Source organism: Marinobacter sp. 1_MG-2023, assembly GCF_030549045.1.
In the GTDB taxonomy this organism is placed as follows: domain Bacteria; phylum Pseudomonadota; class Gammaproteobacteria; order Pseudomonadales; family Oleiphilaceae; genus Marinobacter.
The window spans coordinates 58,565-75,032 of record NZ_JAUOST010000008.1 but is presented as its reverse complement, the minus strand read 5'-3'; the positions used below and the strand labels follow the sequence as shown (position 1 = coordinate 75,032).

General features: G+C 55.1%; 17 protein-coding genes. 5 read left to right on the top strand and 12 right to left on the bottom strand.

What is annotated here, in order from left to right:
* The first annotated feature begins 48 nt into the window (after window positions 1-48).
* On the top strand, window positions 49-1,311 hold the full coding sequence (locus Q4606_RS16550) for a 6-phosphofructokinase (protein WP_303608163.1): 1,263 nt from the start codon (window positions 49-51) through the stop codon (window positions 1,309-1,311).
* Window positions 1,312-1,402: 91 nt separating this feature from the next.
* Here Q4606_RS16550 and Q4606_RS16545 read toward each other — a convergent pair whose 3' ends face one another.
* Complete coding sequence (locus Q4606_RS16545) at window positions 1,403-1,657, bottom strand: GrxA family glutaredoxin (RefSeq protein WP_303594192.1); 255 nt, start codon at window positions 1,655-1,657, stop codon at window positions 1,403-1,405.
* 198 nt (window positions 1,658-1,855) lie between these two features.
* Between Q4606_RS16545 and Q4606_RS16540 the strand changes: the two genes are divergently transcribed.
* Window positions 1,856-2,299: a YqaA family protein gene (locus tag Q4606_RS16540; RefSeq protein ID WP_303594194.1), complete on the top strand. Its 444-nt coding sequence runs from the start codon at window positions 1,856-1,858 to the stop codon at window positions 2,297-2,299.
* Here Q4606_RS16540 and Q4606_RS16535 read toward each other — a convergent pair.
* The 11 genes from Q4606_RS16535 to Q4606_RS16485 form a co-directional block, all read right to left on the bottom strand.
* Window positions 2,239-3,684, bottom strand: a complete 1,446-nt coding sequence (locus Q4606_RS16535) for an AarF/ABC1/UbiB kinase family protein (RefSeq protein WP_303594196.1) — start codon at window positions 3,682-3,684, stop codon at window positions 2,239-2,241. The two genes, Q4606_RS16540 and Q4606_RS16535, sit on opposite strands and share 61 nt — an antisense overlap.
* Window positions 3,685-3,807: 123 nt before the next feature.
* Window positions 3,808-4,446: a lipoyl(octanoyl) transferase LipB gene (gene lipB, locus Q4606_RS16530; RefSeq protein ID WP_303594197.1), complete on the bottom strand. Its 639-nt coding sequence runs from the start codon at window positions 4,444-4,446 to the stop codon at window positions 3,808-3,810.
* Between the two features lie 5 nt (window positions 4,447-4,451).
* The gene (locus tag Q4606_RS16525) at window positions 4,452-4,721 is read right to left on the bottom strand and encodes a YbeD family protein (RefSeq protein ID WP_303594199.1); all 270 of its coding nucleotides are present in this window, start codon (window positions 4,719-4,721) and stop codon (window positions 4,452-4,454) included.
* A 32-nt stretch (window positions 4,722-4,753) separates the two neighbouring features.
* Entirely contained in the window at window positions 4,754-5,932 is a 1,179-nt protein-coding gene (locus Q4606_RS16520) for a D-alanyl-D-alanine carboxypeptidase family protein (RefSeq protein WP_303608162.1), read from the bottom strand.
* 48 nt (window positions 5,933-5,980) lie between these two features.
* The gene (locus Q4606_RS16515; RefSeq protein ID WP_303594202.1) at window positions 5,981-6,895 is read right to left on the bottom strand and encodes a septal ring lytic transglycosylase RlpA family protein; all 915 of its coding nucleotides are present in this window, start codon (window positions 6,893-6,895) and stop codon (window positions 5,981-5,983) included.
* Window positions 6,896-6,998: 103 nt separating this feature from the next.
* Window positions 6,999-8,141, bottom strand: a complete 1,143-nt coding sequence (gene rodA / locus Q4606_RS16510) for a rod shape-determining protein RodA (protein ID WP_303594204.1) — start codon at window positions 8,139-8,141, stop codon at window positions 6,999-7,001.
* Entirely contained in the window at window positions 8,141-10,039 is a 1,899-nt protein-coding gene (gene mrdA, locus Q4606_RS16505; protein ID WP_303594206.1) for a penicillin-binding protein 2, read from the bottom strand. The genes rodA and mrdA overlap by 1 nt, the downstream gene beginning before the upstream one ends.
* A 9-nt stretch (window positions 10,040-10,048) precedes the next feature.
* Window positions 10,049-10,519 (bottom strand): 23S rRNA (pseudouridine(1915)-N(3))-methyltransferase RlmH, encoded by a 471-nt coding sequence (rlmH, locus tag Q4606_RS16500; RefSeq protein ID WP_303594207.1) that lies wholly within the window; start codon window positions 10,517-10,519, stop codon window positions 10,049-10,051.
* Between the two features lie 2 nt (window positions 10,520-10,521).
* The gene (gene rsfS, locus Q4606_RS16495; protein WP_303594208.1) at window positions 10,522-10,872 is read right to left on the bottom strand and encodes a ribosome silencing factor; all 351 of its coding nucleotides are present in this window, start codon (window positions 10,870-10,872) and stop codon (window positions 10,522-10,524) included.
* A 70-nt stretch (window positions 10,873-10,942) separates the two neighbouring features.
* Window positions 10,943-11,617: a nicotinate-nucleotide adenylyltransferase gene (gene nadD, locus Q4606_RS16490; protein WP_303608161.1), complete on the bottom strand. Its 675-nt coding sequence runs from the start codon at window positions 11,615-11,617 to the stop codon at window positions 10,943-10,945.
* Window positions 11,618-11,622: 5 nt separating this feature from the next.
* The gene (locus Q4606_RS16485; protein WP_303608160.1) at window positions 11,623-12,879 is read right to left on the bottom strand and encodes a glutamate-5-semialdehyde dehydrogenase; all 1,257 of its coding nucleotides are present in this window, start codon (window positions 12,877-12,879) and stop codon (window positions 11,623-11,625) included.
* Between the two features lie 134 nt (window positions 12,880-13,013).
* Between Q4606_RS16485 and Q4606_RS16480 the strand changes: the two genes are divergently transcribed.
* From Q4606_RS16480 to Q4606_RS16470, 3 genes are read left to right on the top strand one after another with little or no spacing between them, the layout of a single operon-like run.
* A complete protein-coding gene (locus Q4606_RS16480) occupies window positions 13,014-14,024 on the top strand; it encodes a GGDEF domain-containing protein (RefSeq protein WP_303608159.1) in 1,011 nt (336 codons plus the stop codon).
* Window positions 14,021-15,019, top strand: coding sequence for a GGDEF domain-containing protein (locus tag Q4606_RS16475; protein WP_303608158.1), 999 nt, complete (start codon window positions 14,021-14,023; stop codon window positions 15,017-15,019). The genes Q4606_RS16480 and Q4606_RS16475 overlap by 4 nt, the downstream gene beginning before the upstream one ends.
* Complete coding sequence (locus Q4606_RS16470) at window positions 15,016-16,467, top strand: bifunctional DedA family/phosphatase PAP2 family protein (RefSeq protein WP_303608157.1); 1,452 nt, start codon at window positions 15,016-15,018, stop codon at window positions 16,465-16,467. The genes Q4606_RS16475 and Q4606_RS16470 overlap by 4 nt, the downstream gene beginning before the upstream one ends.
* Window position 16,468 lies beyond the last annotated feature (1 nt).

Sequence of the window (16,468 nt, the reverse complement as noted above, 5' to 3'; positions counted from 1 at the left end):
ACGTATCATCTGCGCCATTATTGAAACTGCAGGAGGCTCCACCCCGACATGGCCATCAAGAACGCATTCTACGCTCAGTCCGGCGGTGTTACCGCCGTTATTAATGCCAGTGCCTGTGGGGTCATTCAGACCGCCCGCAAGCACTCGGACAAGATCGGCAAAGTCTTTGCCGGGCGCAACGGCATTCTGGGTGCCCTGAACGAAGAGCTGATTGATACCAGCCTTGAAAGTGATGACGCCATTCAGGCGCTTATCCACACGCCGGGCGGCGCTTTCGGTTCCTGTCGGCACAAGCTGAAAAACTTCTCGGAAAACCGCCGGGAATATGAGCGGCTTATCGAAGTATTCCGTGCCCACGACATTGGTTACTTTTTCTACAACGGTGGCGGTGACTCCCAGGACACCGCATACAAGGTCTCGCAGATGGGTGAGAAAATGGGTTATCCCATTACTTGTATCGGTGTTCCCAAAACTGTCGATAACGACTTGCCGTTTACGGACTGCTGCCCGGGCTTTGGCTCAGTAGCCAAATACATCGCCACCTCCACCCTGGAAGCCAGTCTGGATATCAAATCCATGTGCGAGACTTCCACCAAGGTATTCATACTGGAAGTCATGGGGCGCCACGCTGGCTGGATTGCGGCTTCCGGTGGCCTGGCGGGGCAGGAAGAGGGCGAGCCACCTCACATCATTCTGTTCCCGGAAATCCCTTTCAACCGCGATGCGTTTCTGGCGCGGGTTGATTTTTGCGTCAAAGAATACGGCTACTGTGTTGTTGTCGCTTCTGAAGGTGCCCAGTATGAAGATGGCCGTTTTCTGGCCGATGCCGGCGCTAAAGATGCATTCGGCCACACCCAGCTCGGTGGCGTAGCGCCGGCACTGGCCAACATGGTCAAGCAGGCACTGGGACACAAATACCACTGGGCCGTCGCTGACTATCTCCAGCGCAGTGCTCGTCATATTGCATCAGCAACAGACGTTGAGCAGGCCTATGCGGTAGGAAAAGCAGCAGTGGAAATGGCTCTGAACGGTAAACAGGCACTTATGCCCACCATCGTACGAGAGCAGGCAAAGCCTTACACCTGGAAGATTGGAGAGGCACCGCTGAGCGAAGTTGCAAACCAGGAAAAGAAAATGCCGATCCACTACATTACGGATGATGGTTTCGGTATTACAAAGGATTGCAGGGACTACCTCGAACCATTGATTGCCGGCGAGAGCTTCCCTCCTTTCGACAACGGCTTACCCCGGGTTGCCAAACTGAAAAACACGCTTGCAGAAAAGAAGCTGAAAACAGATTTTCAGCTCTGAATGACAGCCTGACCGCCCGGAATTTTTTGGGCACTCAAAAAAAGGCCCTGCAGCTTTTTGCAGGGCCTTTTTTACATCTCCCGAACGTGCCTCAGTGCACTTTACCCGCTTCCAACTCGCGCACATAAGCCGCAAATTCGTCATAGCCGCCAATGTATCTGCTGCCCACAAGAATCTGTGGAACGGTATGCACGGCGCGGCCAATCTTGTCAGCTATATCCGCTTTCGTCATACCCTGTTCGATCATATCAATCCAGGTATACGGCATGTTACGAGACTCACACAGGCTTATTGCGCGCACACAAAATCCGCAACTCGAACGACCGTAAATAGTCACCTGCTCCATAAAAACCTCCGGAAGAGTTAACCCGGAATAATTCCGGGGTGATATTTAAAAGGGGTGTCAAAAGTTCTTAAAACATGATGACATGATTGTGGAAAATTAAAAATTGATGCTTTGAATGGCCGCTATAGTACAGGACCATACGTAGATCAATTTCATTGAACTCAAGGAGCAATTACTTATCACGACAAGGAGAACTTTGTGGTCTACCTGACCCTGTTTCTGACCTCGTTCGCCGCGGCAACGCTGTTGCCGGCCTATTCAGAAATACTGACAGGCACGCTGGTTGTACAGGGATACTCAGTATGGTGGCTGTGGGTCTGGGCCACATTGGGCAACACTTTGGGATCCGTAGTTAACGGCATTATTGGCAGGCAGGTTGATCGTCTGAAGCATAAACGCTGGTTTCCTATCAGCGAAGCCCAGCTCCACAAGGCCAGAAACCGCTTCAATCGTTACGGCCAGTGGTCTTTGCTGCTGGGCTGGTTGCCACTGGGCGGCGACGCTCTGACACTGGTCGGCGGAATCATGCGCGTGCCCTGGCTCAACTTTGTTGTGCTCGTGGGTATCGGAAAAGGACTGCGTTACGCCTTTGTGATCTGGCTGGTTGCCGAAGCGTCGGGCGTGTCGTCGCCCTCGCCGTAAAGGTATTTGCGCAACAACGTCTCACCGTTAAACTCAGAGTGCAGCACGGCTATAAAGGTATACACACCGATCAGTTTGCGGTTAAGAAAAACAAATTCGCTCGGTGGCACCCTGAAATAGCGACTGATGGCCGATCGCGCGGCTTGCCGGGCCACCCTAGATGGCAAGTCGCTTTGCTTCCAGCGATACTGACCCTGGCTGTTAACTGCGTAGTCGGGCCAAGATTCATGATCACTGGATAAAGGCTCCAGAACTGACATACATACCTGACCAAACTTCTCGAGCACTTCACTGGGCCAGTCCTTGCTCATGAAGCGCAGCTTTACCCCACCATCGATTACTGCATCAAGGTCATCTTCATAGGAGGCCCGGATCATCTGCATGACTGGATCAAGAAAGCCCCTTGAATAGGCCTGAACTGCGCCAAAGTCCAGCAACACAATGCGGTCATACTCCACATCCGCGCCGTCTTCTCCGGCAATACGAATACGGTAGTTTCCGAAATTAGGGTCTGTCTGGATTTCGCCCCAAACAAACAACTCCCGGAAGAAAAGCTCAAGGGCCGCTTCTCCCAGCGCGCTGCGGCGTTGAAGAGACAACTCCCGAACCGCACCGGAGCTGACCGAATGACCATGTTCAAAAGTTGAGGCGATAACCTGTGCACTGGAATACTCCGGCAGCACCCTGGGCACCACAAAGCGCGGATCATCTGCCAGCATCTGGCGAAACTTCTCGGTGGTGCGTGCTTCGAGCCGGTAATCGACTTCCCGGTGCATCATTTGACGAACTTCTTCCAGCCAGTCATCAAACTCTGGCCCAAAACTCACCAAACGAGCCACTTTGAGCAACTGGGCCACAGAATTCAGGTCGCTATCGACAGCGTCTGCAACGCCCGGGTATTGCACCTTAAGCACAAGCTCCAGTCCATCACTGCGCCGAAGTGCGCGATGGACCTGCCCTAGAGAAGCGGCGCCTATAGGCTCTGGGTCTATATCCAGCTCAGCAAGCTGCTCACCGCCCAACTCTGCCTTGAGCACCCGCTCTATGGCTGGCCACTCCAGAGAGGTCGTCTGATCCTCCAATGTATGCAGCGCTTCGGTAACCTCTTCGGGCAAGAAATGCTCGCCATAAAGCGCCATCACCTGCCCGATTTTCACTACGCTGCCTTTCAGCTTGCCGAGCTCATCCACCAGCAAGCGAGCCTGCTTGGAGAGCATGGCGCGATGGCGCTCATCCCGCCGCTCCTTGCTGCTGAACCAATTGGTCGCCATGTGCGAAGCCACACGTGTTCCGGCAAAGAGCCCCGCACGAGTCAGGCTCAGCCGGCGTTCAAAACTACCTGTCTTGATGCGTGAGACGGATTTACCTGAGTGTCTGGATGACATGTACACCTGTCCGAATCGGAGAATTTAACCACCTGGTTCAATCTCTTTAGCGTAACAGCAACAGGTGGCTTGAATCATTATACGAATACTGTAACCACCTGACCCACCCGATTCGAGCTGTATTTAGCGGTTCTGTCGGTAGCTCACACTGGAGTCACCCAGGCCCGAGACCAGCTCGGCCACCAGGCGCTGTTCAACATCATCAATGGTCGCGGAGGCAACAAAATCGCTAACCTGGCACATGGCCAGTCCGGCATAACCACAGGGATTAATTCTCTGAAATGGCTCCATGTCCATGGCGACATTTAGTGCCAGGCCATGAAAAGAACATCCACGGCGCACACGCAGGCCGAGGGATGCGATTTTTGCAGCATCAACATATACGCCCGGGGCATCTGGCCGCGGTTCAGCAGTAATGTCCAGGCCTGCTAATGTGCGCACAATAGCCTGCTCAATGAGATCAACCAGCGCTCTCACGCCCATCTTGCGGCGCGATAGGTTAATCATCAGATACACCACCAACTGGCCCGGGCCGTGGTAGGTCACTTGCCCGCCCCGGTCAACCGGAATAACCGGAATATCGCCGGGCGCCAGAATATGCTCGGCTTTTCCGGCCTGCCCCTGTGTATAGACCCTGGGGTGCTCAAGGCACCAGAGCTCATCTTCTGTGTCATCGCCTCTGTCGGCCGTGAAGCTTTGCATAGCTTCCCAGGTTTCCAGATAGGGCTGGCGCCCCAACGACCTGACAATCAGCTCAGGCATCGGATTTACAACACCATGTGTATGCGGCCACTGGCCTTAAGTTCTTCGAACAAGGCTTTCAACTGCGGTTCGCCAGTCGCGACTATGGTCATCCGGATCGAGCAGAAGCGCCCTTGGCTGCTGTCTTTAACGGAAACATCCGACTCACTGATTCCCGGTGCATGCTGCTCAACAACCCCGATCACAAATTCCGTGAAATCCGGAGCGGAGTCACCAATCACCTTGATGGCATAGTCGCAGGGAAACTCAATTTTTGGTGCTTTCGGCTCACTCATGCCGTTTTACTCCCGGGTTCAAATCGCCCTTACTAGAATAACTGAATGAAAAAGAGCTTGATGGCATCCCAGATACGCTTGAACAGGCCACCCTCGGGTATGTCCGTCAAGGCCAGCACGGGCTGGTCTATCAGCACTTCTCCGTTGAACGACACCTTCACTCGGCCGAGCTCATCACCTGCACTGATGGGCGCTTTGATTACCGAATCGAGATCCACACTGGACTCCAGGCTTTCCCGGGATCCACGGGGGATGGTCACGTGAGCGTCTTCAAGCATGCCCACAGAAAGTGTATCCGACTGGCCACCCCATACCTTGGCTTCAATCAGCTCCTGACCCGCGCGAAATAAGCGCTCGCTCTCATAGTAGCGGAAGCCATAGTTCAGCATTTTCTGGATTTCCTGGGATCGGGCCTGGGAACTGTTGGTACCCATTACCGTCGCAATAAACCGGGTATCATTGCGTTTTGCAGAAGCAACCAGGCAGTATCCAGCTTCTTCAGTATGGCCGGTTTTCAAGCCATCAACACTGTCATCGCGCCACAACAGGCTGTTTCGGTTAGGCTGTCGGATGTTGTTGTAGGTAAAGTGCTTCTCCGCGTAAATCGGATAATTTTCCGGGTAATCATTGATAATCGCACGTGCCAGAACAGCCAGGTCATAGGCCGTGGAAAAGTGATCCGGGGAAGGCAGACCCGTTGCATTCTCGAAGTTGGTGTCCTTCATGCCCAGCAGCTGAGCCTGCTGGTTCATGATATCCACAAATGCTCCCTCACTGCCTGCGACAAACTCTGCCAACGCGACAGACGCATCGTTACCGGACTGAATGATAACGCCCTTGAGGAGATCCTCTACGGATACACTGGTACCTTCTTTGACAAATGTCCGTGAGCCTTCCGTTTTCCAGGCCTTTACGCTGATGGGCACCATGTCGGTCATGCTGATCCGACCTTCGTCCAGCTCACGCTCAACAATGTAGGCCGTCATCATTTTGGTCAAGCTGGCCGGCGGCAACCGCTCGTTACTGTTCTCCTCCATAATGATGCGACCACTTGTCGGATCCATCAGCACGTAAGAGCTGCCAGCAATTTGTGGCGGGGAAGGAATCAGCACTGTCTGCGACATGGCTTTGGTTGATACAGAAAGCATCAACACCAGGGCGAAAGACGCAAAAATAGGGGAAATCGAGCGAAAAACTGATTTTAATGCCATGGGTCCATTCATTCGTCGTTAAGTGTATTTTTAAGTTTGGCCTGACGCCTAGTGTGAATCGGTCAGCACAATTGACTGAGAAAATCCTCTTGCCTCCAGCAGACTCTGGGTCTTTCTCGCGCTACCCTCATCCTCGAAAGGTCCAACCTGTACCCGGTGAAATCGCCCGGAGTCAGTGTCTACAGAACGCACCCGTACGGGATTGCTGAGCACGCTTTTCGCGCGCACCTGCAGCTGTTCTGCGGGATCACGACTGCTGAACGACCCGAGCTGAACAAACAGCCCACCACCGTCACCCTCGCCATAGTTTACGGCTACAGTACTTTCCTTTGTGGGTCCAGCCTGCTTCACTACCGGCTCTTCGCCTGGCGCAAAAGGCTGACCTGCGATAAACATGCGGCCATCCGACTCGACCGTAATCGCTTCAACTTCTACCCGGGCAGTTCCGCGTGATTGATAACCCAGCTTCTTGGCCGCAGCGTAAGACAAGTCGATGAGTCGGTCACCATGAAATGGTCCGCGATCATTAACCCGGACGATAACTGTACGACCATTATCCAGGTTGGTCACCCTTGCATATCCGGGAATCCGCAGTGATTTATGGGCCGCCGACATTTTGTACATGTCGAACGTTTCACCGTTGGATGTTTTGTGACCGTGAAACTTCTCGCCGTACCAACTCGCTGTGCCACGGGCAACATAACCGTCATTGCTATCCATGACAGAGTATTGCTTGCCCCAAACCGTATACGATGACATGTTTCCGGCTCTGGCAGGCTCGTGATAAACCGGCACGGCATCTGACAACCCGGAGGCATCAAAGTTTCCGGAAGGAGCTCTGTCCTGGCTTATGGTGTAGCGCGACGAATGATCGGTGCCGACCGGTGTCGGGGAGGAGGCGCAGCCAGCTATTACCAGAGCTGCCGATACCGCCAGCCAAAAACGAAAACAATTTGATATCACTGTCCAGACGCCCTCTGAAATAGTCGCCGAAAAATGAATAAAACACCGCGGCGTATACTATTGTAACGGGTTCCCTACACGTATCACCATTACCAGCCTGACATCAGGCCGTGATCATCCTGCGATGGGTGTGTATGGACATCAGAATTCCAAACGCGGCCATCAGCGTGACTGTCGATGTGCCCCCATAGGACACCAGCGGCAAGGGCACCCCGACCACGGGTAGCAAACCACTCACCATGCCGACGTTTACGAATATATAGATGAAAAAGGTCATAGTCAGCGCGCCCGCTACCAGCCTGCTGAATGAATCCTGAGCGGTAACCGATATAAAGAGACACCGTAGAATAATCAGAAAATATACGCTGAGCAGCGCCAGAACCCCAATGAAGCCGAACTCCTCCGCCAGCACGGCGACAATAAAGTCCGTGTGGCTCTCCGGGAGAAACTCGAGATGCGACTGGGTACCCTGAAGCCAACCTTTTCCATCAAAACCACCGGAGCCAATGGCCGTTTTGGACTGGATAATGTTCCAGCCTGCACCCAACGGGTCGCTTTGGGGGTCGAGTAGTGTGAGCACTCGCTGCTTCTGATAGTCGCGCATACCAAAAAACCACATCACGGGTGCGGCGACAGAGACCATAACAAAAAATGCGCTGATCAGCTTCCAGCTCATGCCAGCGAAAAACACCACGAACAACCCCGCCATACCCACCAACAGGGAGGTTCCAAGGTCCGGCTGTTTCACAATGAGCACCATGGGAAGCAGCACTATCGCGAGGCCTACACCGATGCGGGAAAGCCTTGGCGGTAAAAAATGCCGCGACAGGTACCAGGCAGCCATCATGGGTACGACCAGCTTCATCAGTTCTGAGGGCTGAAACCTGGGCAACCCTGGCAGTGCAAGCCAGCGCTGAGCTCCTTTCGCGCCGACACCCACGACCAATACTGCTATCAGACCCACCAGCCCAAGGCCATACAGCCAGGGTGCCCAGCGACGAAATACGGAGGGGTCAAGCTGGGCAAAAACCAGCATCACAATAAAGGCAACGCCAAAACGTAGACCTTGCGCTTTGACCACATCAAAATTGCGGTCTGCGCCGCTATAAAGCACAAACAGGCCGCCGGAAACCAGGATTAAAAGCAGCAGAAGCAGTATCGGATCGACGTGCAGAGCTGACCATAACCCCCTTGGACGCCCTAGAGGGTTGCTTGCCGTTGAACTGAACACTTCCCGAGTGGCCATTAACGAACCTCGTTCTCAATATCGGTCTGGCTGACCAGCGCGCCGTCGCCAGATTCAGAAAACTCCTGTATCCATGCGTCGAACAGCGCCCGGGCAACAGGCGCTGCGGTACTGCTGCCCCCGCCTCCGTTCTCGACAATTATCGCCACTGCAATCTGCGGGTTTTTCAAGGGCGCGAAGCCAACAAACAAAGCGTGATCACGCAACCGCTCCCGCACCTCTTCAGCATCGTATTCTTCATCTTCGGCAAGACTGAAAACCTGGGCCGTGCCGGTTTTCCCGGCCATACGGTAAGACGCCCCGCGGCCCGCTCCGCGCGCTGTTCCCTTCACGCCATGCATAACTTCGGCCATGGAATCGGCAATAAAATCCCAGTCGCTGGGATCTTTCAGCTGCAGGGGCTCATGAGTTTCACCCGGCAAAAACTCCTCTGGAGATCGATCCCCCTGTATACCCTTCAAAAGCCGGGGCTCGACCCACTCCCCTCGATTGGCGATCAGTGCTGTCGCGGTGGCGAGCTGCAAGGGCGTTGATAACATGAAGCCCTGACCGATCCCGAGATTGACAGTGTCGCCCGGGTACCAGGGTTCATTGCGCGTGGCCCTCTTCCAGTCGGGAGACGGCAGAAGGCCACTCAAAGCCCCGGACACATCCAGGGTTGCGTCTTCTCCAAAACCGAAGCGGGATAAATAGCTGACCATGGTATCAACGCCCATTTCCACAGCAGCTTCATAAAAATAAACGTCGCAGGACTGGGCCATTGCATAGGTTAGATCAACCCAACCATGCCCCCCTCGCTTCCAATCTCGCCAACGACGGCCGACGGAGTTGATCTGGAAGTGTCCAGGGTCCCAAATGGTGAGATCCCGGGTTACTGCGCCACTATCAAGTGCTGCAATTGCCAGCATGGGCTTCAGCGTGGAACCGGGAGGGTATTGTCCACGCAGTGCCCGGTTAAATAGAGGTTTGTCTTTGCTGTCACTCAACTCGCGGTAATCCGATACACTGATACCAGTGACAAATTTGTTAGCGTCGAATCCCGGTACGCTGGCTAGCGCCAGTATCCCGCCGGTTGCAGGCTCAATGGCGACGATAGCCCCCCGACGGCCATCCAGAAGCTCATGCGCCCGGTTCTGCAACCGCAGATCAATGTGCAGTTCAAGATCTTCACCTGGCACGGGATTTTCCCGCTCCAGAACCCTCAGAGTTCGTCCACGCGCATTGGTCTCTACGTGCTGATAACCAACTCTTCCGTGCAACAATTCTTCGTAAAAGCGTTCGACACCGGATTTCCCAATGTAGTTAGTGCCGGCGTAGTTGACCGGATCAATCCGTTGCAACTCATCGCGATTAATACGACCAACAAAACCCAACGCATGGGCCGTCAGCTCACTATGGGGATAATACCGAACCAGCTCAGCTTCAACTTCTACGCCGGGCAGTTCGTGCCGATGCACCGCCAGGCGAGCAATCTCGTCTTCGGTCAGGTCATAACGCAGTGGAATTTCCTGAAAAGGGCGCCGGGGCTCACGAAGACGGCGTTGAAACCGCTCCATATCCTCTTCGGAAACATCGAGAATCCTGGCCAACTGCTCTAGTGTCGCTTCCATACCGCCAACCCGTTCTGGCACTACGGTTACACTGAACACCGGGCGATTTTCCGCCAGTAACACCTGATTCCGGTCGTAAACCAGCCCCCGGGGAGGCGGCACAGACTGGACCTGAACACGGTTTTTATCGGAGAGAGTGGTGTAGATATCGTGCTCCACGACCTGGAGCTGATACATCCGCGCTACGAGCGTTGCCAGGAGCAAAAACACGACCACGAGCATAACCATTGCACGACGCTGGAAAAGCCGGCGCTCGGCGGCTGTGTCCTTGAATTCACCCCACGGCATGGATGCTTCCTAGGCCCGATGATACGGGTGGTTACGGGTAATCGACCAGGCCCGATAAAGCTGCTCCGCAAGCAGGATTCGAACCAGAGGGTGGGGCAAGGTAAGCGGTGAGAGCGACCACTGCTGATCGGCACGTTGACGGCATGGCTCTGCCAGGCCGTCAGGGCCGCCTACAAGAAAGCTCACATCCCGACCATCCTGCTGCCAGTTTTCGAGCTGGCTGGCCAGTTTTTCGGTGGACCAGGGGCGGCCAGTCACTTCCAGAGCAACAACTCGGTCTCTGGAACCTGTAGCCGCTAATACAGCGTCGCTTTCGCGCTGCATCAACCTCGGGATATCGGCATTTTTGCCACGATGAGGCATGGCGATTTCAACCAACTCAAGCGGCATTTCCGGGGGCATACGCCGAGCGTAATCGTCGTAGCCCTTACTGACCCAGTCGGGCATTTTCTGCCCCACGCAGATCAGACGCAACCGCACGGTTACTCGCTGCCCGCAGCACCGACATCCGGCGCATCGCGCCAGAAGCGCTCCAGGTCGTAAAACTCGCGGGTAGCAGGCAGCATCACGTGGACAACGACATCTCCCATATCCACCAAAATCCAGTCACTGCCACCACCACCTTCTACACTGCTGACACGGACACCCTTCTCTTTGGCGTCGACGACAACAGAATCCGCAAGGGATTTTACGTGGCGGTTGGACGTTCCGGATGCCAGAACCATAAAGTCGGTAACGCTGGTGCGGTCCCGTACATCAATAACGCTGATGTCCTTTGCTTTTACGTCTTCAAGTGCATTCACTATCAGATCTTTGAGTTGCTCTGCCTGCATAATCACCCTGTTGTCCGGGTGCCGGCCGGAATGGCCACCCGAAAAGTCGTATTCAAACGCGATTGTAACACTAAAAGTTCTTTACGGGGCATGCCCCGTAAAGCCCCATACGCTGAATCTCCACCCAGACCCTATCGGGCATAAGATAACGAGGGGATCGCCCGCTACCAATGCGCTCACGGATACCGGTTGCGGAGATGTCCAACCAGGGCGGATCCAGCTCCAGAATGCGGCCGGACACCTCGCGACTCAAGGCTTCGATGTTCCCAGCTTCACTGCCGGTATCATTCCCAACGCCACGTTCCGCCAGCAATCTGGCAGGTTCACCAACAGGATCCAGCTCAGCACCCGGGCGCCGCACAACAATAATGTGGGCGAGACCTGATATCTTCTGCCACTCTTTCCACTTGTCAAAACCGGCGAATGCATCCGTACCCACAACCATCACCAGAGGTATATCTGCACCCAGTTCACCGCGCAGCTGACGCAGCGTATCTGCCGTATAGGAGGCTCCTTCGCGGCGCAATTCGCGGTCATCAATGCTCAGGCGGGGTTCGCCCTCTATTGCCAGCTCCAGCAAGCGCAGCCGTTGCGCGGCCGTGGCGCCGGTCTGCCCCCGGTGCGGCGGAATATGACAGGGAACAAGGCTGACCGGCACATTTCCCAGCCGCTCGCTGACCTCAAGCGCTAGACGCAGATGCCCATGATGCACCGGGTCGAAGGTACCGCCATAAATCACATGCATCGGCATCAGGCCCGGATATGGCCATCGCCAAAGACAACGTATTTCTGCGATGTCAGGCCCTCAAGCCCAACCGGGCCGCGGGCGTGTATTTTGTCGGTGGAGATACCGATCTCGGCCCCAAGACCATACTCGAATCCGTCAGCAAAGCGCGTCGATGCATTAACCATCACCGAGCTTGAATCAACTTCTGTAATAAATCGTCTGGCGCGAGTGTAGTTCTCCGTGATGATGCTGTCAGTATGCTGGGAACTGTACCGATTAATATGGGCGATGGCTCCGTCCAGGCCTTCTACCACGCGGATAGCCAGCACTGGAGCCAGATACTCTTCCTCCCAATCTGCTTCCGTGGCTGCTGTTATATCTGTAAGAATTTCCCGGGTCTGCTCGCACCCACGCAGCTCAACGCCCTTTTCGATAAAAGCCGGGCCCAGCAGAGGCAGCATGTCAGCAGCGATTTCCTTATCCAACAACAGGGTTTCCATGGTATTGCAGGTGCCGTACCGGTGAGTTTTGGCATTAACGGCAACTTTCACTGCCTTTTCCGGATCCGCATGGCTGTCGATATAAACATGGCACACACCATCAAGGTGCTTGATAACCGGAACCCGTGCGTCACGACTGATTCGCTCGATCAATCCCTTTCCACCTCTGGGCACAATGACATCCACATATTCCGGCATGGTAATCAGTTCGCCAACAGCCGCGCGATCGGTGGTTTTGATAACCTGCACCGCCGATTCCGGCAAGCCGACCTCCGCAAGACCTTGTGCCAGGCAACGGGCAATAGCCTGATTGGAATGAATGGATTCAGAACCGCCGCGCAAAATAGTGGCGTTGCCGGATTTGAGACACAGACTCGCGGCCTCGACGGTTACATTGGGGCGGGATTCATAAATAATGCCGATAACACCCAGGGGCACACGCATCTTACCGACCTGGATGCCGGACGGGCGGTAGGCCATGTCGGTAATTGCGCCAATGGGGTCCGGCAAGCCGGCTACCTGACGAAGCCCTTCGATCATAGTGTCGATCCGCGCTGGTGTTAGCTCAAGCCGGTCCAGCATAGCGTCATCCAGACCACTTTCCCTTCCACCGGCAAGATCCAGGGCATTCGCCTCGGCGAGTTCACTACGAGCCGCATCCAGCGCTTCGGCGGTTGCCAGCAGCGCGCGATTACGTGTTTCTGTCGTCGAACGGGCTACAAGTGTTGCCGCTGCACGGGCTTGCTGACCGACTTCGGTCATATAAGCTGCAATATCCATCCCTTTACCTTATGTATTTTCAGTCAGAATTCAGGAATAAGACGCTAACTTTACCTTTCCCGTTTCAAGTACGCACCCCAAACAGATATTATACCGCTGCGGTACAACGGGAACCCCGGAAAAGGACGAATACCATGGCCCAGAAGGCCGAAAAGTTTTTGCTCAGCCGGCTATCACGCGCCAGCCTTGCATTTTTTGTGGCCGTGGCTGTTGCGTGCGCCTTACTTGGAGAGCCGCTTACCGCGGCATGTGCTGCAGCTGCCGCGGGAATAATCATCAGTGGGCGCAGTTTCCATCCGGGGCGCGCAGCCAGCCCCTGGCCAACCGTTCAGAAACTGTTTTTTGCGACCCTGATACTACTACTGATGATGAGTTTCTGGACTGGCCCCTGGGCACTCAGTCACTGGCTTTATGCCCTTGTATTGATTGCATTTGCGCTGGTCCCCAGGGGAATTGCCACCCTGGTAACGGTGATCATGGTCGTTCTTGCAATGGCCGCGGCACACTGGGCCGAAGGCATCGCTGATCGCCACCAGATGATCAGCGCTTTTCTTCTAACCATTCTACTTTCTGCCCTGCTGATCTTTCTGCGCGAATACAAAACTCGCCAGCTGGCACCTTTGAGGAGAACAGATGAACTCACGCAGGCCGCCAGCCGCGAATACCTTTCTGCAGACCTGCACAAGGAAATCCAGCGCAGCGAACGCGAGGGAACGGACATGTCCATCATCATGATTGGTCTCGACGCCCATGCCAGCGACAATGATCCGGACGAGGATATCCGCTCGATTCTTCCGCGAATCGGCCGCTTCCTGCACTCTCAGATAAGGGATTTCGACACCTACTACCGGGCGGCAGATCTGCAATTTCTGGTGATACTACCGGGCGTAGCCACCCATGAGGCCATCACACAGGCAGAAACGATCCGCAAAGGGCTTGGTAAGCTGCTCGAAACTCACGGCATGAACTTGACCGTCAGCACCGGCATTGCCGGGCTCAATATCGGCGATGATGCAAACAGCCTGCATCAGAGCGCAGCCAACGCTCTACGTCGTGCACAGCAACAGGGCGGCAACCGATCTCAAGCCTATAGCACCTGGGCACCCAACAACACCCAGCCACGTGCGGAAGGATCTGCGCCATGACAGAAACCCGGCTGAGAACCTGGACACACAGCATTGGCTACAGCCTTGCCAGCCTGTTTATCTTTACTCTGGCACTACAAAACCTGCGCTATGGCTTTTACGAACTGTTTTATCTGGCAGCTGGCATGGCAGCTCTGACGCTCGCGGGCGTTGCCTATACTTTTCTTAGCCGCCGACACCAACTCTCCGCGCCCGGCCACCTGGTTATTCTCTCGGGTCTGAACAGTGGGCTTCTGGCGGCCATGTTAACCATGAACAGCCCGGGCATCTCCCACTGGGCCATGCCGCTACTTGTGCTCAATCTGCTGATACTGCCGCTCCGCCAGGCGCTCATGCTGTCTCTGCTTTTGCTTGCCCCAATGGCCATTGTGCTCTTTGTAAAGCAGTCTCCCGCCGACGCTTTGACGGCGATTAGCGGTCTGCTCATTGTCCTGACGGTCGCAGCCCTTTATATATGGCATTACGACCATATGGCGCAGTCGGCTGAAGACCTTGCTATTACCGACCCGGTTACGGGCGCGCACAACGCTCGCTTTCTTGATGAAACGCTACAAAAAGAAATCAGCCGGGCCATTGCCACCGGTCACAGCCTATCAGTCATCAACCTGACCATAGATCACGCCGACGAGGCGGCTGACCTTCACGGACAGCCGGGTATACAGGGGCTGTTTTACAATATGACCCAGCACCTGTTCGACGTGATCCGGGCAGGCGACACCCTGTACACACTGAATGATTCGGAATTCTTCCTGATTCTTCCATTTACACCCGAAGAAGGCGTTCGGGTAATTTCAGAACGCATAAGGCGCACAATCTCGGAACATCATTGGCCTGTGATCGGCAAAGCCACTGTCAGCCTGGGCTGCACAACCCGCGGCAGCAGTGACACTCGTACGGATACTCTGCGCAACCGCGCACACCAGGCCATGCTCGAAGCCCGCAGGCGCGGGGCTGACACTGCCTGGTACAGTCCGGGAGAAACGCTTCGTTCATGAACAGCGTCTGGCTTACGGATCTTACCGCGTGGCTAAGTGCCAACCCGGGATGGTTGTCGCTAGCGCTGTTCAGCACCGCATTTGTTGAATCCCTGGCAGTTGCAGGCATTATCGTTCCAGGTGTCGCACTGCTGTTCGCCATTGCCGCACTGGCGGCGCAGATCGGCATGCCTCTGATGACTGCACTAATGTGGGCCGGAATGGGCGCGGTCGCAGGAGATGCAACAAGCTTTGCGATCGGCAGGCTTTTTCAGGGCCGGCTGACAAACGTGTGGCCTTTGAGCCGCCACCCCGAACTGATCAGAAAAGGTGAGCGCTTTTTCCGAAGTCACGGCGGCAAAAGCGTCATTATCGGGCGCTTTGTCGGGCCTGTCCGACCGATAATCCCACTCATCGCTGGCGCGCTTCTGATGCCCTGGCGCCGCTTCCTTGCATTCAATATAGCGTCAGCCCTTGGCTGGGCACCGGTTTATATTCTGCCGGGGTTTCTGGTGGGTAGCGCATTGGCGAGCGAAATTCAGCCACCTCCGCATTTTTACCTGGTTACTGGTATCAGTCTTGCGATTCTGGCGACAATCTACGTCATACTTTTTCGCTTTCAGCTGGGACTCGCTGAAGATGGCAGGTTTTATCTATGGCTACAGCGGCAAATGGCCCAGTATGAATCAACCCACCGTTTCTGGCGCCTTTACACCAATGAGCGCCCGGCACATGAGGGTGAGTTTCCGTTAGCCTCGCTGATGCTGGCGTTCGGCTCCATTGCCCTGCTGGTTGTCTGGGGGCAGCTCACAGCCATGACAGACCTGATTACGCCGTTCGATCAGCTGGCACTACAATGGTTCAGCGATTTACGCCGGCCACTCTTTGATGCCCCGGCAATCGTTGCCACCCTCATGGGCGACTCACCGGTGCTTTTCGCGGCAGCCGTGCTGGCTTGCCTGGTACTGGTATTTCGTGGGCACTACGCAGCCGCCATTCATATACTGCTGGCTGCTGTTACGGCTACCGTGCTGGTGTGGGGCCTGAAATCTGCCATTGGCATTGTGCGTCCAGATCAGGTTATCAACCCACCCTTTTCCGGCTCGTTTCCCAGCGGCCATACCACAGGCACTACGGTGCTCGTAACGCTACTGGCCAGCTTTGTGGCAGCCGAAGCTCGCAACCGCAAGCGCTGGCAGACATACATCATGTTATCGTTACCACTGATTCCGGTAGCCCTCAGTCGGCTTTATCTGGGGGTGCACTGGTTCAGTGATATCGTCGGGGGATTGTTACTGGGCTTGGCAATCACCGGCGCAACAAGGGCCAGTTTCAGCCGGTTTGACCGGGTTCCCATAGCTCCGGATATATTGACTTTTCTGGCGGCAATAGCCTGGCTGACGTTCAGCGGCTACTACATCTGGCTCATGTGGCCGGATGCCATACAGCATTACACGCCAGCTTCCTGAT